Origin of the sequence: Stenotrophomonas sp. SAU14A_NAIMI4_8 (assembly GCF_003086695.1) — a bacterium.
Taxonomy (GTDB): Bacteria; Pseudomonadota; Gammaproteobacteria; order Xanthomonadales; family Xanthomonadaceae; genus Stenotrophomonas.
The window spans coordinates 4223266-4241603 of sequence record NZ_CP025999.1; the positions used below are offsets into that span (position 1 = coordinate 4223266).

At 68.3% G+C, this 18338-nt stretch carries 21 protein-coding genes; 12 read left to right on the top strand and 9 right to left on the bottom strand.

Annotated elements, in window-relative coordinates; all coding sequences use genetic code 11:
- Positions 1-324: 324 nt before the first annotated feature.
- Both C1930_RS18990 and C1930_RS18995 read right to left on the bottom strand, forming a co-directional pair.
- On the bottom strand, positions 325-885 hold the full coding sequence (locus tag C1930_RS18990) for a DUF308 domain-containing protein (RefSeq protein WP_108757457.1): 561 nt from the start codon (positions 883-885) through the stop codon (positions 325-327).
- Positions 886-1128: 243 nt separating this feature from the next.
- A complete protein-coding gene (locus tag C1930_RS18995; RefSeq protein ID WP_108757815.1) occupies positions 1129-1827 on the bottom strand; it encodes a ComF family protein in 699 nt (232 codons plus the stop codon).
- Positions 1828-1979: 152 nt separating this feature from the next.
- On the opposite strand from C1930_RS18995, the gene C1930_RS19000 reads away from it, so the two are divergent.
- The gene (locus C1930_RS19000; protein WP_108772411.1) at positions 1980-2624 is read left to right on the top strand and encodes a DNA-3-methyladenine glycosylase; all 645 of its coding nucleotides are present in this window, start codon (positions 1980-1982) and stop codon (positions 2622-2624) included.
- 26 nt (positions 2625-2650) lie between these two features.
- Here the strand turns inward: C1930_RS19000 and C1930_RS19005 are convergent, their stop codons facing one another.
- On the bottom strand, positions 2651-3556 hold the full coding sequence (locus C1930_RS19005) for a LysR family transcriptional regulator (protein WP_108772412.1): 906 nt from the start codon (positions 3554-3556) through the stop codon (positions 2651-2653).
- 126 nt (positions 3557-3682) lie between these two features.
- On the opposite strand from C1930_RS19005, the gene C1930_RS19010 reads away from it, so the two are divergent.
- Positions 3683-4432, top strand: coding sequence for a glucose 1-dehydrogenase (locus tag C1930_RS19010; protein ID WP_108757460.1), 750 nt, complete (start codon positions 3683-3685; stop codon positions 4430-4432).
- A 141-nt stretch (positions 4433-4573) separates the two neighbouring features.
- The gene (locus C1930_RS19015; protein ID WP_108772413.1) at positions 4574-5134 is read left to right on the top strand and encodes a hypothetical protein; all 561 of its coding nucleotides are present in this window, start codon (positions 4574-4576) and stop codon (positions 5132-5134) included.
- A 33-nt stretch (positions 5135-5167) separates the two neighbouring features.
- On the opposite strand, the gene C1930_RS19020 is transcribed toward C1930_RS19015, so the two are convergent.
- The 4 genes from C1930_RS19020 to C1930_RS19035 all read right to left on the bottom strand — a co-directional run bounded on the left by C1930_RS19020 (position 5168) and on the right by C1930_RS19035 (position 6842).
- Positions 5168-5476 (bottom strand): hypothetical protein, encoded by a 309-nt coding sequence (locus tag C1930_RS19020; protein WP_108772414.1) that lies wholly within the window; start codon positions 5474-5476, stop codon positions 5168-5170.
- Between the two features lie 7 nt (positions 5477-5483).
- Entirely contained in the window at positions 5484-5873 is a 390-nt protein-coding gene (locus C1930_RS19025; protein ID WP_108772415.1) for a hypothetical protein, read from the bottom strand.
- A gap of 61 nt (positions 5874-5934) precedes the next feature.
- Positions 5935-6480, bottom strand: a complete 546-nt coding sequence (locus C1930_RS19030; RefSeq protein WP_108757462.1) for a CbrC family protein — start codon at positions 6478-6480, stop codon at positions 5935-5937.
- A gap of 53 nt (positions 6481-6533) precedes the next feature.
- The gene (locus C1930_RS19035; protein WP_108772416.1) at positions 6534-6842 is read right to left on the bottom strand and encodes a hypothetical protein; all 309 of its coding nucleotides are present in this window, start codon (positions 6840-6842) and stop codon (positions 6534-6536) included.
- A 158-nt stretch (positions 6843-7000) separates the two neighbouring features.
- Between C1930_RS19035 and bioB the strand changes: the two genes are divergently transcribed.
- The 5 genes from bioB to bioC all read left to right on the top strand — a co-directional run bounded on the left by bioB (position 7001) and on the right by bioC (position 11841).
- Positions 7001-8032: a biotin synthase BioB gene (gene bioB, locus C1930_RS19040; RefSeq protein ID WP_108772417.1), complete on the top strand. Its 1032-nt coding sequence runs from the start codon at positions 7001-7003 to the stop codon at positions 8030-8032.
- Positions 8033-8099: 67 nt separating this feature from the next.
- Positions 8100-9338, top strand: a complete 1239-nt coding sequence (bioF, locus tag C1930_RS19045) for an 8-amino-7-oxononanoate synthase (protein WP_108757465.1) — start codon at positions 8100-8102, stop codon at positions 9336-9338.
- A gap of 17 nt (positions 9339-9355) precedes the next feature.
- Positions 9356-10135, top strand: coding sequence for a pimeloyl-ACP methyl ester esterase BioH (gene bioH / locus C1930_RS19050; protein ID WP_108772418.1), 780 nt, complete (start codon positions 9356-9358; stop codon positions 10133-10135).
- 29 nt (positions 10136-10164) lie between these two features.
- Positions 10165-10944, top strand: a complete 780-nt coding sequence (locus C1930_RS19055; protein WP_108772419.1) for an SDR family oxidoreductase — start codon at positions 10165-10167, stop codon at positions 10942-10944.
- Between the two features lie 12 nt (positions 10945-10956).
- Positions 10957-11841 carry a malonyl-ACP O-methyltransferase BioC gene (bioC, locus tag C1930_RS19060; protein ID WP_108754501.1) on the top strand — a complete coding sequence of 295 codons (885 nt, stop codon included), beginning with the start codon at positions 10957-10959 and terminating at the stop codon, positions 11839-11841.
- A 249-nt stretch (positions 11842-12090) separates the two neighbouring features.
- Here the strand turns inward: bioC and C1930_RS19065 are convergent, their stop codons facing one another.
- A complete protein-coding gene (locus C1930_RS19065; protein ID WP_164275080.1) occupies positions 12091-12735 on the bottom strand; it encodes a YdcF family protein in 645 nt (214 codons plus the stop codon).
- The gene (locus C1930_RS19070) at positions 12720-13682 is read right to left on the bottom strand and encodes a pyridoxal-phosphate dependent enzyme (RefSeq protein ID WP_108757468.1); all 963 of its coding nucleotides are present in this window, start codon (positions 13680-13682) and stop codon (positions 12720-12722) included. Before C1930_RS19070 ends, C1930_RS19065 begins: the two co-directional genes overlap by 16 nt.
- Before the next feature lie 158 nt (positions 13683-13840).
- Between C1930_RS19070 and C1930_RS19075 the strand changes: the two genes are divergently transcribed.
- The 4 genes from C1930_RS19075 (at position 13841) to C1930_RS19095 (ending at position 18325) form a co-directional block, all read left to right on the top strand.
- Entirely contained in the window at positions 13841-14338 is a 498-nt protein-coding gene (locus C1930_RS19075) for a hypothetical protein (protein ID WP_108772420.1), read from the top strand.
- A 524-nt stretch (positions 14339-14862) separates the two neighbouring features.
- Positions 14863-16752, top strand: a complete 1890-nt coding sequence (mnmG, locus tag C1930_RS19085; protein ID WP_108772421.1) for a tRNA uridine-5-carboxymethylaminomethyl(34) synthesis enzyme MnmG — start codon at positions 14863-14865, stop codon at positions 16750-16752.
- A gap of 172 nt (positions 16753-16924) precedes the next feature.
- Entirely contained in the window at positions 16925-17743 is an 819-nt protein-coding gene (locus C1930_RS19090) for a nucleotidyltransferase domain-containing protein (protein ID WP_108772422.1), read from the top strand.
- 51 nt (positions 17744-17794) lie between these two features.
- Complete coding sequence (locus C1930_RS19095; RefSeq protein WP_108757816.1) at positions 17795-18325, top strand: gamma carbonic anhydrase family protein; 531 nt, start codon at positions 17795-17797, stop codon at positions 18323-18325.
- Positions 18326-18338 lie beyond the last annotated feature (13 nt).

Below are 18338 nucleotides of genomic sequence, written 5' to 3' on the forward strand. Positions count from 1 at the left end.
ACTCTACCGGGCACCGCTTTGCTTGGTAGCGGTCGACCTTGGTCGACCATCGCGCGCCTCGCGGGCTTGCCGCGAACTGCAGTCGAGCAAGCTCGACTCTACCGGGCACCGCTTCGCTTGGTAGCGGTCGACCTTGGTCGACCATCGCGCGCCGCGCGGGCTTGCCGCGAACTGCAGTCGAGCAAGCTCGACTCTACCGGGCCCCGCTTCGCTTGGTAGCGGTCGACCTTGGTCGACCATCGCGCGCCGCGCGGGCTTGCCGCGAACTGCAGTCGAGCAAGCTCGACTCTACCTGGGGTCCCGCCTGGTCGAGCAAGCTCGACGCTACGTAAGCTTGCGCAGCTTCAATGCCACCACGATCTGCAACACCCCGTACACCAGGCTGCCAATGCCGATCCACAGGGTGGTGACCGCCAGGCCTGTCACCGGGTTGGCGGCCAGCAGCACGCCCAGCACCACGGCCACCACGCCACTGAGTATCAGCAGCCACTCACCCTGGATCTGCTTGCGCACGCGAATGGCGAACACGATGCGGTACAGCCCGGCCACCAGCAGCCACACGGCCAGCAGCAGCACCAGCACGCTGGCCGTGGCCAGCGGATTGATGATCGCCAGTACGCCGAAGCCAAGCGACGCCAACGCGTACAGCAACAGCCAGCCGCGCGGTGCGCCACTGCCGCCAGTGATAAGCGCCAGCAGACTGATCACCCCTTCGGCAATGGCCATCACGCCCAGCACCCAGGCCAGTGCGGTGGCCGCCGACAGTGGCCAGCCCACTGCGGTGATGCCGAACCCCAGCGCAACCACGCCATACAGCAGCAGGATCGGCCAGCTGCGGCCAATGGCCGATACCAGCGACGGGCGGGACGAGTCCGGAGACAGCATGACCACTCCTTCGATCAGGATCCAACCTGCATCCTAGCGCCAGAACCGATGACGACACTGTCATGGCATCCGCGCACTGACCCGCTGGCGTGGCCACCGACTGGGCAAATCGACTGGGTAGAGTCGACTGGGTAGAGTCGACTGTCAGTCGACTACCCTTCCTTCAGATCGCGAAGAATCCCGCGCTGCGCGCGATAGTCGACTGACAGTCGACTCTACTGGCATCCATCACTGTGGGCACGCTCACGGCACCCGTGCGCAGACCCAGGCGCGCACTTCGCCCACGCCCACCAGCTTCAGCGTTTCGGCAATCTCAAGCACCGTGCTGCCGGTGGTCATCACGTCATCCACCAGCGTCACCCGCGGCGGCACCGGTCCGCGCACGTCGAAGGCATCGAACAGGTTGTCCCTGCGCTGTTCGGCACTGCGCTCTGACTGCGGCGCGGTATGGCGGCGGCGGTGCAGCCCGCGCCACACTGGCTGCTGCAGAAACCTGCACAGCTCCCCGGCCTGGTTGTAGCCGCGCTGGCGCAGGCGGCGGCGATGCAGCGGCACCGGTGCCAGCGTCGGACAGGTCCACGCCGGTGGATGCCGCAGCATCAGCTGGGCCAGCAGTCGCCCGGCCGCCAGGTCGTGGTGAAACTTGAAGCGCAGCAGCAACTGGTCCACCGGCGGCAGGTACAACAGGCTGGCGTGCGTGGCCGCCTGCGGCGGTGGTTCGTCGCGACAGGTACCGCACACCGGCAGCGCGATATCGGGCAGCGGCAGCGCGCAGCGGTGGCAGGCACGGGCTGACCAGGGGATATCGGAAAGACAGGCGCCGCACAGATCCAGGCCATCATGGCCGGGCTCGCCGCAGACCAGACAGCGCAGCGGAAGCAGCAGCTGCAGTGTCTGTCTTGTAACGCGGGTAAGGACGTTGTGGAATCGTCGTAGGTGCATGCGCTTGAACATGCTCGCAACGCCGTCAGTCCGCTATCAGTCGCTGCTGCACCGTCCGGTAAGGATTGACCGCTGCGCCGCACTCAAGCCGACACGTGCACTGCACATACGACGGATTAGCTTGATGGCCATCGCGCAACGTATGCAGTGACATGTCAGCACCAACACAAAAGCCGGGAACAACCCTCTGTTGGCTTCCCGCCCAATGGCACGTGCTGCCGCGCGATTTCTATCGGCGCCATCCCACCCTGGTTGCACCCCAGTTGTTGAACAAGCTGCTCGTGCGTGATGACGGGCGCGCCGCGCGCATCGTGGAAGTCGAAGCCTATGCCGGCAGCGAAGACCCGGCCGCACACTCGTATCGAGGGCAGACTGCGCGCAACGCCACGATGTTCGGCGAGGCCGGTCATCTCTATGTCTACTTCACCTATGGCATGCACTGGGGCAGCAACGCGGTATGTGGGGAAGTCGGCGAAGGCGTCGGCGTGCTGCTGAGGGCGGCCGAACCCGTGGCCGGTGTGGCGGCCATGCAGGTGGCGCGGCCTGCGGCCAGGCGCGAGCGCGATCTGGCCAGCGGCCCCGGCAAGCTTTCCCAGGCATTCGGCATTACCCGCGATCTGGATGGTGCGGACCTGGTCGGCGCCGACCGCGGCATCGTCATCGCCTCCGACGGCACGCCACCACCGGCGTCGCCCGTGGTGGGACCGCGCATCGGCATCAGCCGCGCCGCGGACTTCCCGTGGCGCTGGCATGTTCCCGACCACCCCCACGTGTCCGTGCGGCCGCGACGCAGCTGACGCTGCGCTGCCCGCATAGCGGGTCACTAGCCCCCCAACAACGGCGGCATCACCTCCACCAGCCAGTCAATGAACACCCGCAGCCGCGGACTGACATGGCGGTTGTCGGGGTACACCACATGGAAGGGGTAGGCCGCCGGCCGCCACGGCTGCAGCACCTCCACCAGCGCCTTGCTGCGCAGCTCCGCGTCGGCGGCATAACCGAAGGTCTGTACCAGGCCCAGGCCTGCCACCGCGGCGGCCAGATGGCCATTGCTTTCGTTGATGCCCAGGCGATGCTCGGCCTTGATCTCGAAGGTACCGTCGGGGCCACGGAACCGGAACGGCACGGCACGCCCGTTCGACGGCAGCAGATAGCTGATCAAGCGGTGGCCATTGCGCAGTTCTTCCGGATACGCCGGCACGCCATGCGCCTTCAGATAGGCCGGGCTGGCGCAGGTGATCAGGCGCGCATCGCCCAGGTGCCGTGCGACCAGCGACGAGTCATCCAGCGCGCCGCCGCGGATCACGCAGTCCACGTTCTCGCCGATCAGGTTCACCGTGCGGTCGGACACGCCCAGCTCGATGCGGATGTCCGGGTAGCGCGCCATGAACGCCGGCAGCAGCGGAATCAGCACGTCACGCGCGGTGGAACCGCCGATGTCCACGCGCAGCATGCCGCGCGGCGTCCCGCGTGCCGCACTGAACGAGGCATCGACATCCTGCAGGTCGCGCAGCAGGCGGCCGGCCTTCTCGTAGTACGTCTGGCCTTCGGCGGTCACCGCCACCCGGCGCGTGGTCCGCTGCAGCAGCCGCACGCCCAGGTGCGCCTCCAGTTCGCGCACCAGTTTGCTCAGCGAGGTGGTGGGCATGTCCAGTGAATCGGCGGCGCGGGTGAAGCTGCCGGTCTCGACCACGCGGGCGAAGGCATGGATGGCGTTGAGCTGGTTCATACGGCCGATTATGCACTCACGTGCATAGTCATTGTCATTGCGCATTATTTATCGCCAAACCGAGGCCGCCCATCATTCTCCCACCCGCTGCCACCTCCCTCCCGGCAGCCCTTACAGGAGAACACCATGAGCACTGATTTCAACGGCAAGATCGCCCTGGTCACCGGCGGCACCACCGGCATCGGCCTGGCCACCGCCCAGCACCTGGCCCGCCTGGGCGCAACGGTCTACATCACCGGCCGCCGCCAGCCGGAACTGGATGCGGCCGTGGCCAGCATCGGTGCGCAGGCCACCGGCATCCGTGCCGACGCCTCGCAGCCGAGTGACCTGGACGCGGTCTACGCGCAGATTGCCCGCCAGGCCGGCCGCCTGGACATCCTGTTCGCCAATGCCGGCGGCGGTGACATGCTGCCGCTGGGGGCGATCACCGAAGAACACTTCGACCGCATCTTCGCCACCAACGTGCGCGGCGTGCTGTTCACCGTGCAGAAGGCGCTGCCGCTGCTGGTCGATGGCGCCTCGATCGTGCTGACCGGTTCGACCGTGTCGATCCAGGGCACCGCCAACTTCAGCGTGTACAGCGCCAGCAAGGCGGCGGTGCGCAACTTTGCCCGCTCGTGGTCGCTGGACCTGAAGGACCGGAAGATCCGCGTGAACGTGGTCAGCCCGGGCCCCATCCGCACCCCTGGTCTGGGCGACCTGGTGCCCGATGAAGCCCGCCAGGGTCTGTTCGACCACCTGGCCGCGCAGGTGCCGCTGGCACGCCTGGGCGAACCGCAGGAGGTGGCCAATGCCGTGGCCTTCCTGTCCTCGGATGCGGCCAGCTTCATCAACGGTGTCGAGTTGTTCGTCGACGGTGGCATGGCCCAGGTGTAAGCGGGCAGTCTGCTGCAGGCGCCATACCTTGGTATGGCGCCGCTGCCCGCATGGATGCACGCCACCATGCCAACAGGTGGCTGCCCTGCGCGCAGCGGCAACCGATAGTGGTCACACCCCCCACCACTGCGGAGCCCGCACATGTCCGACATCATCATCAGCGACAAGCAGCTGTCTTCCTCGGCCTACAGCGCCATCATCAACCTGCCGATCGAACAGGTGGACATCGCCGAGTGGCTGTTCAACCTGCCTGAAGCCGAGTACCAGCGCTGCTGCCCGCCCGACCATATTTCCGCTGGCAGCACCACCACCGACGATGGCACGCGCATGTCCATCAACGTGGAAATGATCGGCAAGACCCTGATGGTGCAGCACTACGTGGCCGAAGTGGCCACGTCCAGCCTGTGCCGCATGGTGTCCACGTCCGATGCCTTCACCCCGAACGGGCGCACCCGCGTGCAGGTGATCTGGACGCTGAGCGTGAAGAAGATCGACGAAAACACCTGCGAGTACACCAACAGCGTGGTCGCCCACCCCACCCAGGAATTCCTGGATTTCATCGCCGAACATGGCACCCCGTTCGAAGAAGCGGCCGAAGCACGCCAGCGCGACGGCGGCAATCACAATGGCCGCGAAACCCCGCTGTTCGCTGCCAGCATTGAGCGCCGCGCGCGCGCCCGCCAGCAGGCAAAGGCGGCCTGATGCCACTGCGCTGCACGCCGGGGCTGTAGTGGCTTACAGCCCCAGGCGTTGCAGCAGGTGGGTCAGCTCAAGCTGATCGCAGCCGCGCTCGGTCAGCGCGCCGTGTGCATCGGGCCGTCCGGTCTCAAAGCCCTCTTCCACGTCTTCGTAGTAAAGCCAGCCGGCAGGTGTATGGGCCACCACCCACACCTGCTCTACGGCACCCAGGCGATGCACGGGCACGTGATGGAAGGGCACGCGCAGCCTGGCGAAAGCCGCCTGCTGGGCGGGCGTGCAGCGGCCCAGCTGTTCGGCCACCAACGCTTCCAGCTCAGAGAAGGTGATGGGCTGCCATTCATACATGTCAGGCTCAGTCCTTGTCCGGCACTTCGGCCATCGGCCTGGCCGCCGTGCGCAGGGTCTCGTTGCTGGCCTGGAACACCTGCACCAAGCGGTCGCAGTCATCCTTGTCAGCGCCGCAGCGCACCTGCATGTCGACGCTGACTTCGCCCTGCTGCTCGCGCAGTTGCCGGCGGACGATGGACGGATGCCAGCCATTGCCCGGCAGGGTGACCGACCAGAACACCTGGCCTTGCATGTCGTGCAGCACCACCCAGTCGTTGTCCTGGCGCTCGCGTACCTGCGGCAGCGCCCGCAGGGCAGTCAATGCCGCGTCGGGCGTGGCGTAGGGAATGTCGGTAGCCGCCGCTTGCTGCGCCCCGCTCTGCAGCGGAAGCAGGCAGGCCAGCGCGCTTGCCACCGCAGTGGCACATCGGGAAACACGAGCGTATCGGCGTGCCTGCATGTAGGCGTGGCTCCTGTCAGTCGCAATCCTGGTAGCCACCCACTTCGCCGCAGTGCCGGCAGCGGAACAGGTAGGCCGTGGGTGATCCATCTTTGTCCAGCGCCGCCAGGAAGTGCTGCCACTGCGGGCCATCGTCCAAGCCGGTGCTGTCCTGGATCGCGGCCAGCGCGGCCGGGCCCAGCGCTTCCAGCTCGGCGCGACCGGCGCGGCCGATGAACTGGGCGGCATCGCCGCAGTGTGTCCACCACTGCTCCTGCTGCCAGCCGTTGAAGCCCGGCGTTCGCTGCGCCACTTCATCGATGATCGTCTCGTCCACCTCGTCCCATTCACCGCCACCGCCCACGCCTTCTTCATCGGTGAAGGTAGCCCCAAGCTGCGCATGCGCCGAACCATCGGCGATGCACCAGGGGCAGATCGCCTGTTCGTATTCGTCTTCGGCGTAGACCGGCCCGGCATAGACGTAGCCGCGCGACTGCCCGCAGCAAACGCACGCGGTATCGGCGGCGATCACGCTGCCGGTGGCCAGCGGGTCGGGGTGGTAGGCGAAGTGCGGCAGTTCCATGGCAGGTCCGTTGCTGGGCGGGCCAGTGTAGCGGCCGGTCGTCCCTGCGGCCGCTACGGGCCGGCAAGCGGCGCATCGCGTTCGGCAGCACTTTCCTCGGCAGGCAGGCAACCGTTGATGGCCAGCAGGCGAACCAGCACGTAATGGCCGAATGCCTGCAGTTCCTCGTTCGACAGCGCCGACGGATCGAGCTGCCCCGCCGGGTAGTCCTTGAAGGTCACCAGCACGTGGTGCTTCCAGTGCCCAGGCGGATCGGTCTGGCGCAGATCATCCAGCACCACGCGCAGGCCGCCGTCCGGCACTTCGGCCAGGCTGCACAGCACCGCATCGCGGCGGATCGGGTAAGTCTGGGAACTGTCCATGGCAGATGCTCGCGACTCCCTATGCAGCCATGAACTTACACCGCGGCGGCGGCTTGCTGCACTCCCGCCTGTAAACCTACAAATAAACCCTGAAGTTGACAGTCTTCACCCACCCACCCACACTGCCGCCCTCGTTCCACCCCTTCCAAGGTCCCGCCATGGCCTATGCCATCCGCCACGACTGGCAGCACGACGAACTGCAGGCGCTGTTCGACCTGCCCCTGCCGGAACTGCTGTTCCGCGCCGCCAGCGTGCATCGCGCGCATTTCGATCCGGCGCAGGTGCAGGTGTCTACCCTGCTGTCGGTGAAGACCGGCGGCTGCCCGGAAGACTGCGCGTACTGCCCGCAGGCGCAGCGCTACAACACCGGCGTGAACGCGCAGAAGCTGATGGACACCGAGGCGGTGCTGGCCAAGGCACGCCAGGCCAGGGCGGCCGGTGCATCGCGCTTCTGCATGGGCGCCGCATGGCGTTCGCCGAAGGAACGCGACATTCCGAAGGTGGCCGCGATGATTGCCGGGGTGAAGGCGCTCGGCCTGGAAACCTGCGCCACCCTGGGCATGCTCAGCGCCGAACAGGCACGTGCCCTGAAAGCGGCCGGCCTGGACTACTACAACCACAATCTGGACACCGCGCCGGATTACTACGATTCGATCATCCATACCCGCCAGTACCAGGACCGCCTGGATACCCTGGGCCACGTGCGCGATGCGGGACTGAAAACCTGCTGTGGCGGCATCGTCGGCATGGGCGAAACGCGCGCGCAGCGCATCGGCTTGCTGTTGGCGCTGGCCACGTTGCCGGCCCACCCCGATTCGGTACCCATCAATCAGCTGGTGCAGGTGCCCGGCACACCGCTGCATGGCAGCGCCGAACTGGACCCGTTCGAGTTCGTGCGCATGATTGCCGTGGCCCGCATCGTCATGCCGCGTTCGATGGTGCGGCTGTCGGCCGGCCGCGAAGCCATGAGCGATGAACTGCAGGCGCTGTGTTTCCTGGCCGGCGCCAACTCGATCTTCTACGGGGAAAAACTGCTGACCACCGGCAACCCGGAAAGCGAACGCGACCTGGCCTTGTTCGCGCGCCTGGGCCTGCAGCCGATGCCGGTGCAGGTGGACGCCGCGGGCCATGACCACGGCGGCACCGTGCACGCCGATATCGCCGCCTGTGCCGCTGCCGGCGCCGCGTGATGCGGGGCACAAGCGGCCGCCGCAGCAACGCGCTACCCTAGCCGCCCCGTCGTCGCCCGTAGCCACCATGGCCCGCCCCGACCTGTCCGCCCGCCTTCAAGCCCAGCGCGCGTTGCGCGATGCCCAAGGCCGTCGCCGCCCCCGGCGCACGGTGTCGCGCCGCGATGGCGTGCGCCTGGAAATTGACGGGCGCTGGCTGACCGGCTTCTGCAGCAACGATTACCTGGGCCTGGCCCAGCAGTTCAGCGTGGTCAACGCGCTGCAGGACGCCGCCGCGCGCGAAGGCGCCGGTGCCGGTGCCTCGCACCTGGTCTGCGGCCACCACGCGCTGCACGACGCACTGGAACGCGAAGTTGCCGACTGGCTGGGTTACCCGCGCGCCCTGCTGTTCGGCAGTGGCTTCGCCGCCAACCTGGCCGTGCAGCAGGCACTGCTGAGCGAAGAGAACGATGTCTGCGTGCAGGACAAGTTGAACCACGCCAGCCTGCTCGATGCCACCCGGCTGGCCGGCGCACGCCTGCGCCGCTACCCGCACCTGGACCCGGAAGGCGCCATGCGCCAGCTCAAGCACGCACCCGATGGCGCGGCCATGCTGGCCACCGACGGTGTCTTCAGCATGGATGGCGATATCGCGCCGCTGCGTGCGCTGTCCCTGGTGGCGCGCCTGCAGCAGGCGCTGTTCTACGTGGACGATGCGCACGGCGTGGGCGTGCTGGGCGATGGTCGTGGTGCCGTGGCCAGCGCCGGGCTGGGCGTGGACGATGTGCCGCTGCAGCTGGTCACGTTGGGCAAGGCGCTGGGCGGTGCCGGCGCGCTGGTGCTGGGTCGCGACGACCTGATTGAACACCTGGCCGAAACCGCGCGGCCCTACATCTACACCACGGCGCTGCCGCCGGCCCTGGCCGCCGCCGCGCTGGAAGCGGTGCGCCTGGCCCGCCGTGACCACTGGCGGCGTGAGCGCCTGACCGATCTGATTGCCCTGTTCCGCGGCGAAGCACGCCGCCACGGGCTGGATGTAATGGCCTCGGAAACGCCGATCCAGCCGCTGCTGTGCGGCGACGACCACACCGCCGTGGCGATGTCGCAGGCGCTGGAACAAGCCGGCTGGCTGGTCGGTGCCATCCGCCCACCCACCGTGCCCGAAGGCAAGGCGCGGCTGCGCGTCACCCTGTCGGCGCTGCACACGCCCGAACAGGTGCGTGGTCTGGTGGACGCCATTGCCAGCGCGCGCGACCAGGTCGGCCGCGCCGCCCTCGCCCCCGATCCGCTGCCGCCGTCGTTGCCGTTCGACCGCGCCATCGCCTGAAACACGCAGGGCCCCGCATGCATATCGATGTCACCGGCCGCGGGCCGGACCTGGTGCTGATCCATGGCTGGGCCCTGCAGGGCGGCGTGTTCGCGCCGCTGCTGGAACGCCTGGCCGACCACTTCACCCTGCACGTGGTGGACCTGCCCGGCCACGGCCACAGCCGCGAAGACACCACGCCGCTGCGCCTGCCCTACGTGGTGAACGCGATTGCCGCGGCTACCCCGCCGGCGGTGTGGTGCGGCTGGTCACTGGGCGGGCTGTTCGCCCTGCATGCCGCAGCGACGCTGCCCAAGGTGCGCGGGCTGGCAATGATCGCGGCCACTCCGCGTTTCGTCCGCGGCGACGACTGGCCGCATGCCGTGGAACCGGCGGTGTTCGAGCAGTTCGGGCGTGACCTGGCGACCGATTTCGCCGGCACCTTGGAACGCTTCCTGGCCTTGGACGTGATGGGCTCGGCGCACGCCCGCGAGGAACTGCGCACCCTGCGCCAGCGCCTGGTGGAACGTGGCGCGCCGACCGAGCGCGCCCTGCTGGAAGGCCTGCGCCTGCTGGAAAGCACCGACCTGCGCGGCGCCCTGCCGGCGCTGGGCAGACCCAGCCTGTGGATCGCCGGCCAGCGCGACCGTCTGGTGTCACCGGCTGCCATCCAGGCCGCCGCGGCACTCGCGCCGGGCGCGCAGGCACTGACCATCGCCCACGGCGGCCATGCGCCGTTCCTGGGCCACGCCGATCAGGTGGCCGCTGCCCTGCAACACTTCGTTGCCGGCCTGTCACCGGCCGATGGCGGACAATGAGCGCCTTCCGAACGATGCAGGGCTGACGTATGGATCTGGGTATTTCCGGCCGCTGGGCACTGGTGTGTGGCGCAAGCAAGGGGCTGGGCCTGGGCTGCGCCCGTGCGCTGGTGGCCGAGGGCGTGAACGTGGTGATCGTGGCCCGTGGCGAAGCCGCCCTGCAGACCGCCGCCCACGAACTGCGCGCCCTGCCCGGTGCCGGCGAAGTGCGCGCGGTGGCTGCCGATGTGACCACCGACGCCGGCCGTGCCCAGGCGCTGGCCGCCTGCCCGCAGGTGGACATCCTGGTGACCAACGCCGGTGGCCCGCCGCCCGGCGATTTCCGCACGTTTGAACGCGACGACTGGATCGCCGCGCTGGACGCCAACATGCTGGCGCCGATCGCGCTGATCCGCGCCACGGTGGACGCGATGATCGCGCGCGGCTTCGGCCGCATCGTCAACATCACATCTTCATCGGTGAAGGCGCCGATCGACACGCTGGCGTTGTCCAACGGCGCGCGCAGTGGCCTGACCGGCTTCGTCGCCGGCCTGGCCCGGCGCACCGTCGGCCACAACGTCACCCTCAACAACCTGCTGCCCGGCCAGTTCGACACCGACCGCCTGCGCGCCAACTTCGCCCATGCAGCGGGCCAGGACGGCGACGCCCAGGCCGTGGCCGAGCGCCGCCGCCAGCAGATCCCCGCCGGCCGCTTCGGCACGCCGGACGAATTCGGCGCGGCCTGCGCCTTCCTGTGCAGCGCACAGGCCGGTTACCTCACCGGGCAGAACCTGCTGATCGACGGCGGCGCCTACCCCGGTACGTTCTAAGAGACTTCTGCAATGCCGTCCCACTTCGATGCCCGCCACGTCCGCCGCGCCTTCGGCCGCGCCGCCAGCAGTTACGACGCCGCCGCTGCCCTGCAGCGCGAAGTGCAGTCGCGGCTGATCGAATCGCTGGATTACCTGGAAGCACGCACGCCGGCGGTGGTGCTGGACATTGGTTCGGGCACCGGCCACGCCAGCGCGCTGATGAAGAAGCGCTGGCCGAAGGCGCAGGTGATCGCGCTGGACGTGGCCCTGCCGATGCTGGGCCAGGCCAAGCGCCAGGCCGGCTGGTGGAAGCCGTTCCAGCGCCTGTGCGGTGATGCCGCCGCGCTGCCGCTGGCCGACAACAGCGTCGATGTGATCTTCAGCAACCTGTGCCTGCAGTGGCTGGACGACCTGCCGGCGGTGTTTGCCGGTTTCCGCCGCGTGCTCAAGCCCGGCGGCCTGCTGCTGTGTTCCACCTTCGGCCCGGAAACGCTGATCGAGCTCAACGAAGCGTTCGCCGCCGCCGATGACCGTCCGCACGTGAGTCGCTTCGCGCAGATCGCCCAGTTCGGCGATGCACTGATGATGGCCGGCTTCCGCGACCCGGTGCTGGACCGCGATCTGTTCACCCTGACCTACGACGACCTGCCCGCGCTGATGCGCGAGCTGCGCGCGATGGGCGCCACCAACGCCCGCGTGGACCGTCGCCATACCCTGACCGGGCGCGGCCGCTTCGCCGCCGCTGCGGCGGCCTACGAACCCCTGCGCCGCGACGATGGCAAGCTGCCCAGCAGCTGGGAAGTGATCTACGCCCACGCCTGGGCACCGGACCCCGGCGCACCGATCCGCGAAGGTGGCCACGACATCGCATCGGTACCGGTGTCGGCCATCCCGATCCGCCGCAAGCAGCCCTGATGCCCGCCCGCGGTCTGCTCTGGTAGGTGCCAACCTTGGTTGGCACAATCGATCACATCGCGACGCGACCAACATCGTGCCGACCAAGGTCGGCACCTACCAAATGCAGATATCGGCCGGCGCGCGCCGCGGCAACCTGCAGCCCGCTCTGGTAGGTGCCAACCTTGGTTGGCACAACCGATCACATCGCGACGCGGCCAACATCGTGCCGACCAAGGTCGGCACCTACCAGAAGCGGGCGGCAACCGCTCAGGTGTTGCCCGGCGAACTCAACGGCGGGCGCACCAGGTCGCGGTGGAAGAAGTAGATCTCCTGCAGCAGGAAGCGCCAGCTGGTATGGAAGCTGCGGAAGCGCGTACTGGGCGTGGACGAGGCCAGCGCTTCGATCCCCATCGCCTGGCTCAGGCGCAGCGCGCGGGCCATGTGCAGCGGGTCGCTGACAATGATGACCCGCTGCAGGTGCCGCTGCTCCATCAGGCGCTTGGCTTCCACCAGGTTCTGCACGGTATTGCGCGAGGCGGTCTCAATCAGGATCGCGTCGTCGGGCACGCCATGCTTCAGTGCGTAACGGCGCGCCACCTGTGATTCGGAAAAGCGCGCGCCGCTGCCACCATAGCCACCGGTGAAGATCAGCAACGGCGCGTAGCCGGCCTGGTACAGATCCAGGCCATGGCGGATGCGCTCTTCGAACACCGGCGACGGCTTGGCGTCGTACGCCGCAGCACCCAGCACGATGATCGCGTCGGCCTTGGCCGCCTGGTCGCGCTCGCCCACCCAGACGATCCACGCCGTCACCCCCAGCAACCACACCACCACCAGTACGAACAGCCGCCACAGCCAGCCCAGCAGGCCGGTGCGGGCACGGTGCCGGCCGCGGCTCACGCCGCCTCCCAGCGCAGTGCCGGCAGGTCCACGTTGCCACCGGACAGCACCAGGCCCACGCGCAGGCCGGCAAACCGCTGCGGCTGCGCCAGTACCGCGGCCAGCACCGTGGCCGAAGACGGTTCGACCACCTGCTTCAGCACCTCCCACAGCAGGCGCATGGCGGCCAGCGTGGCGGCATCATCGACCACGATCACCTCGGCGCCGGCGGCCTGCAGCAGGGCGAAGTTGGGCACCCCGACCAGGGTGCGCAGGCCGTCGCAGAACGTGTCCGGGGTGAACGGGCCCTGGCGGGTACCGGCGGCCAGCGAGCGCGCGGTGTCGTCGGCCCCGGCCGGTTCGGCCAGCACCAGGCGGGTGTGCGGGCTGGCGTGCTGCAGGGCTAGCGCGGTGCCGCAGGCCAGGCCACCGCCGCCGACCGGCACCACCAGCACATCGAACGGGCCATCGCTGTGCAGCAGTTCCAGCGCCGCGGTGCCCTGCCCGGCCATCACGGCTGGGTCGGCATACGGGTGCACCAAGGTCGCGCCGCTATCGGCCTGCACCTGCGCGCAGGTGGCCTCGCGGTCGGCAATGGTGGGCGGGCAACGCCACAGCGTGGCACCGTGGCGGGCGATGTTGGCCAGTTTGGCTGCCACCGCGCCCTCGGGCACCACCACGTGGCAGGGAATGCCGCGGGTGCGCGCCGCCAGCGCCAGTGCGGCACCGTGGTTGCCCGACGAATGGGTCACCACGCCCGCCGCCGCCCGATCTTCCGGCAGCGACCACACCGCATTGCATGCCCCACGGAACTTGAAGGCACCGCCGCGCTGCAGGTGCTCGGCCTTGAACGCCAACGACGCTCCGGCCAGCGCATCCAGCGCGTGCGAACGCAGCACCGGGGTCACATGGGCATGCGGCGCGATGCGCGCTGCGGCGGCCAGTACATCGGCGGGGGTAGGCAACAGTGAATCGCTCATGACGCAAGGTTAACGTAAGCCCCCGCGCTGGCGGCGATGCCGGCTGCCGTGCCAGCATGCTGCCCTTCACCGCCATTCATTCTGGCCGGCGGGATTAAGGGGCGATTCAACGCGCGCGCCCGAAGCTGGCACTACACCCGTCCTTGGGGGGACTCCACATGAAACTGCGCCTGTTGCTTGCCGGTGGCCTGATGTTGGCCCTGACCGGCTGCGCTACCTACGATTACGTTGGCGGTGGCCGCGGTGGCGGCTACTACCACGGTGCGCCCTCGACGGAGTACCGCTACCCCTACGGCTATCCCTACGATTCGGGCTACCCGTACTACGGCGGCTATGGCGGCTATGGCTATTACGGCTATGGCAACCCGTACTACTCGCGGCCGATCTACCGCCCGCCGCACAACCATCGCCCGCCGCCGCGCCCGGGCAATGGCGGTGAGAACCCTCTGCCGCGGCCGCCCCGCCAGAACAACGGCGGCTCGCCCTGGCGCAACCTGGATTCGATGCAGCGCCCGCCGCAGGCAGTCCAGCGTCCGGCACCAGCAGCCCGCCCGGCGCGTCCGGCCGGTCCGCCGCCGCGTCCGGCCGCACCCAGGATGAACGGTTCCCCATGGCGCAATCTCGATCGTGGGACGCAGCGCACAGTTGAGCCCTGAACCATCTTGCATTTCCCCCGGTTCAAGCCTCACTCTACGCAGGTGGTGACGGCCCGCGTCACAATGTGACAAAAACGTTAGGGCCGTGACCAATACGCTCTACGTCGATATCCGACAGGAACATCTGGATCCCCCCTGTTCCGGCCCTGTCGGATGTCGGCACCTCTGCAAGACAAACGGCCCCGCACTGCGGGGCCGTTCGTTTTTGATGCTGCCGGTAGATCCACGCCATGCGTGGATAGCGCCACCCTTGGCCGAAAAAAAACGGGGCCGGCAGTCCCCCGACCACCGGCCCCCTGCTTCCCCATCGTGCGCCTGTACCGGCCCCTGTTCCAATCCGGTCACCAACGCCATGAGCGCCAGCCACGATGGGTGCTATCGGGTTATCTGCAACTTTCCTGCCAACTTTAGGGTTGATTTCACCCAAGCGTGCGGGCGCCCCCCGTCGCCCCCCGCCGAATGGCGCTAAAATCGCCACCCTGGCCGCCTTCGGCGCGCCCGCCCCCTTTGCTGACCTGCCCCCTATGAACCCGTCCTTCCATCGTTACGATGTCATCGTCATTGGCGGCGGCCACGCCGGCACCGAGGCCGCGCTGGCCGCGGCCCGTACCGGCGTGCGCACCCTGCTGCTGACCCACAACATCGAAACGGTGGGCGCGATGAGCTGCAACCCGGCCATCGGCGGCATCGGCAAGGGCCACCTGGTGAAGGAGATCGACGCCCTGGGCGGGGCCATGGCCCATGCCGCCGACCGTGCCGGCATCCAGTGGCGCACCCTGAACGCCTCCAAGGGCCCGGCCGTGCGCGCCACCCGCTGCCAGGCCGACCGCAACCTGTACCGCATGGCGATCCGCGCCATCGTGGAAGGCCAGGCGAACCTGACCGTGTTCCAGGCCGCCGTGGATGACCTGGTCATCGAAGGCGATGTCGTGCGCGGGGTGATCACCCAGACCGGCCTGCGTTTCGACGCCGAGGCCGTGGTGCTCACCGCCGGCACCTTCCTGGCCGGCAAGATCCACGTGGGCCCCACCCAGTACGCCGCCGGCCGCATGGGCGACCCGCCGGCCACCACGCTGGCCGCGCGCCTGCGCGAACGCCCGTTCCAGGTGGACCGCCTGAAGACCGGCACGCCGCCGCGCATCGATGGCCGTTCGCTCGATTACAGCGTGATGGACGAACAGCCCGGCGACACGCCGCGGCCGGTCATGTCCTTCCTCGGTTCGGTGGATGAGCACCCGCAGCAGGTCAGCTGCTGGATCACCCACACCACCGAGCAGACCCACCAGATCATCCGCGACGCGCTGCACCGCTCGCCGCTGTACAGCGGACAGATCGAAGGCATCGGCCCGCGCTACTGCCCGTCCATCGAAGACAAGGTGGTGCGCTTCGCCGAAAAGGCCAGCCACCAGATCTTCGTGGAACCCGAAGGGCTGGGCATCGTCGAGATCTACCCCAACGGCATTTCCACCTCGCTGCCGTTCGACGTGCAGCTGGAGATGGTGCGCAGCATCGTCGGCTTCCAGAACGCGCACATCACCCGCCCCGGCTACGCCATCGAATACGACTTCTTCGACCCGCGCGGCTTGAAGGCCTCGCTGGAAACCAAGCTGGTGAACGGCCTGTTCTTCGCCGGCCAGATCAACGGCACCACCGGGTATGAAGAAGCTGCCGCGCAGGGTCTGCTGGCCGGCCTGAACGCCGCGCGCCAGGTGCGCGGGCTGGATGGCTGGTGCCCGCGCCGCGACGAGGCCTACCTGGGCGTGCTGGTGGATGACCTGATCACCCATGGCACCAACGAGCCGTACCGCATGTTCACCAGTCGCGCCGAATACCGCCTGCAGCTGCGCGAAGACAACGCCGACCAGCGGCTTACCCCGGTCGGCCGCGAGATGGGCCTGGTCGACGACCGCCGCTGGAGCGCGTTTGAAACCAAGCAGGCCGCCGTCAGCGCCGAGCGCGCGCGACTGGGCGCGCTGTGGGCCACCCCGGCCAACGCGCTGGGCCGCGAGGTGCAGGAAACGCTGGGCGTGGCCGTCAGCCGCGAAACCAACGTGCTGGACCTGATCAAGCGCCCGGAGCTGGATTACGCGCAGTTGATGCAGGTGCCGTCGCTGGGCCCGGCCGTGGCCGATGGCAAGGTGGCCGAACAGGTCGAGATCGGCGTGAAGTACGCCGGCTACCTGGACCGGCAGCGCGAGGAGATCGAGCGCCAGCAGCGGCATGAAGCCACGCCGATCGCCCAGGATTTCGACTATGCGATCGTGCGCGGCCTGTCGGCCGAAGCGCTGCAGAAGCTGGAACGGGTGCGCCCGCAGACCATCGGCCAGGCCCAGCGTATTCCGGGCATGACCCCGGCAGCGATCTCGCTGCTGCTGGTGCACCTGGAACGCGCCCGCCGCGGCCGCGTGGCGTAACCCCCCCTGCCTGCGTGTCGACCAAGGTCGACACCTACCAGAGCGGGGATCGTGTCGACCAAGGTCGACACCTACCGGGACCGGTGGGTAGGTGTCGACCTTGGTCGACACGCATGCCTGTGCCACGCGTGCGTTACAGTCGAGCAAGCTCGACTCTACGAATCTGCTCTGCATGGACGACATCCACCCCATCGCGCCGGACAAGCGCGCCGCCATCCTTTCCACCCTGGCCGACATCGAACGCACGCATGGCGTGCGCGTGCTGCTGGCCTGCGAATCGGGTAGCCGCGGCTGGGGCTTCTCGTCGCCGGACAGCGACTACGATGCGCGCTTCATCTACGTGCACCGCCAGCCGTGGTACCTGAGCGTCAATGAAGCCACTGGCCCCGGTGAGGCGCAGCGCGATGTGATCGAGCTGCCCATCGACGACGAGCTGGACGTGAGCGGCTGGGACCTGCGCAAGGCATTGCGTCTGGTGTCCAAGTCCAACCCGACCCTGATCGAATGGCTGCGCTCGCCGATCATCTACCAGCAGGACGACGCTGCCGTGGCCCAGCTGTGGCAGGCCGCCGAACGCTTCTACTCGCCGCTGGGCACCTGGTGGCACTACTTCAACATGGCCCGTTCCAACCATCGCGGCTACCTGCGTGGCGACACGGTGCGCACCAAGAAGTACCTGTACGTACTGCGCCCGCTGCTGGCCTGCCAATGGATCGAGCACGAGCAGACGCCGCCGCCGATGGCCTTCGAGGACCTGCTGGACCGGCTGCTGCCGCACGGCCCGGTGCGTGAGGCCATCGATGCGCTGCTGGTAGTGAAGCGCGCCAGCGCCGAAGTCGCCGCCGGGCCGCGCATCGCCGCCATCAGTGATTACATCGATACGGAACTGGCTGCGCGCGCCGAAGGCCCACGACTGCCCGCAGGGCACGGGGATGCGGCGTGGCTGGATGATCTGTTCCGGCAGATGCTGGCCTCACACGCGCCGGCATAGGCGGTAGCGCGCGTATCATCGTCGCGAATGCCCCGAATGCTGGAGACACCGATGAACCCGCTGCGCCCTTTCCGCGACAAGATGCCCGTACTCGGCGAACGCGTGTACATCGACCCGGCATGCACCCTCATCGGTGATGTGGAACTGGCCGACGACGTGTCGATCTGGCCGGGCACGGTGATCCGTGGTGACGTGAATTACGTGCGCATTGGCGCGCGCACCAACGTGCAGGACGGCACCATCATCCACGTCAGCCACCACAGCCCCTACAACAAGGCCGGCTACCCCACCCTGATCGGCGAAGGCGTGACCGTCGGCCACGGCTGCATCATCCACGCCTGCAGCATTGGCGATTACAGCCTGATCGGCATGGGCGCCTGCATCCTGGACGGCGCGCAGATCGCCCGCCACGCCTTCGTCGGCGCCGGCGCGGTGGTCGGCCCGGGCAAGGTGGTGGGCGAAGGCGAACTGTGGGTGGGCAACCCGGCGCGGCCGGCACGCACGCTCAGCGACAAGGAAATCGAATCGCTGCACTACTCGGCCGACCACTACGTACGCCTGAAGAACGAATACCTGGGCTGAGCCCCTCGCCGGC

Bases quoted from the DNA above. Each gene is read 5' to 3' on its own strand.
- mnmG (WP_108772421.1), top strand. From the start codon at position 14,863: ATGAACCCGTCCTTCCATCGTTACGATGTCATCGTCATTGGCGGCGGC.
- C1930_RS19030 (WP_108757462.1), bottom strand. From the start codon at position 6,480: ATGGAACTGCCGCACTTCGCCTACCACCCCGACCCGCTGGCCACCGGC.
- C1930_RS19035 (WP_108772416.1), bottom strand. From the start codon at position 6,842: ATGGACAGTTCCCAGACTTACCCGATCCGCCGCGATGCGGTGCTGTGC.
- C1930_RS19055 (WP_108772419.1), top strand. From the start codon at position 10,165: ATGGATCTGGGTATTTCCGGCCGCTGGGCACTGGTGTGTGGCGCAAGC.
- bioC (WP_108754501.1), top strand. From the start codon at position 10,957: ATGCCGTCCCACTTCGATGCCCGCCACGTCCGCCGCGCCTTCGGCCGC.
- C1930_RS19095 (WP_108757816.1), top strand. From the start codon at position 17,795: ATGAACCCGCTGCGCCCTTTCCGCGACAAGATGCCCGTACTCGGCGAA.
- bioF (WP_108757465.1), top strand. From the start codon at position 8,100: ATGGCCCGCCCCGACCTGTCCGCCCGCCTTCAAGCCCAGCGCGCGTTG.
- C1930_RS19000 (WP_108772411.1), top strand. From the start codon at position 1,980: ATGTCAGCACCAACACAAAAGCCGGGAACAACCCTCTGTTGGCTTCCC.
- C1930_RS19070 (WP_108757468.1), bottom strand. From the start codon at position 13,682: ATGAGCGATTCACTGTTGCCTACCCCCGCCGATGTACTGGCCGCCGCA.
- bioH (WP_108772418.1), top strand. From the start codon at position 9,356: ATGCATATCGATGTCACCGGCCGCGGGCCGGACCTGGTGCTGATCCAT.
- C1930_RS19090 (WP_108772422.1), top strand. From the start codon at position 16,925: ATGGACGACATCCACCCCATCGCGCCGGACAAGCGCGCCGCCATCCTT.
- bioB (WP_108772417.1), top strand. From the start codon at position 7,001: ATGGCCTATGCCATCCGCCACGACTGGCAGCACGACGAACTGCAGGCG.
- C1930_RS19005 (WP_108772412.1), bottom strand. From the start codon at position 3,556: ATGAACCAGCTCAACGCCATCCATGCCTTCGCCCGCGTGGTCGAGACC.
- C1930_RS19075 (WP_108772420.1), top strand. From the start codon at position 13,841: ATGAAACTGCGCCTGTTGCTTGCCGGTGGCCTGATGTTGGCCCTGACC.
- C1930_RS18990 (WP_108757457.1), bottom strand. From the start codon at position 885: ATGCTGTCTCCGGACTCGTCCCGCCCGTCGCTGGTATCGGCCATTGGC.
- C1930_RS19010 (WP_108757460.1), top strand. From the start codon at position 3,683: ATGAGCACTGATTTCAACGGCAAGATCGCCCTGGTCACCGGCGGCACC.
- C1930_RS19020 (WP_108772414.1), bottom strand. From the start codon at position 5,476: ATGTATGAATGGCAGCCCATCACCTTCTCTGAGCTGGAAGCGTTGGTG.
- C1930_RS19015 (WP_108772413.1), top strand. From the start codon at position 4,574: ATGTCCGACATCATCATCAGCGACAAGCAGCTGTCTTCCTCGGCCTAC.
- C1930_RS18995 (WP_108757815.1), bottom strand. From the start codon at position 1,827: ATGCACCTACGACGATTCCACAACGTCCTTACCCGCGTTACAAGACAG.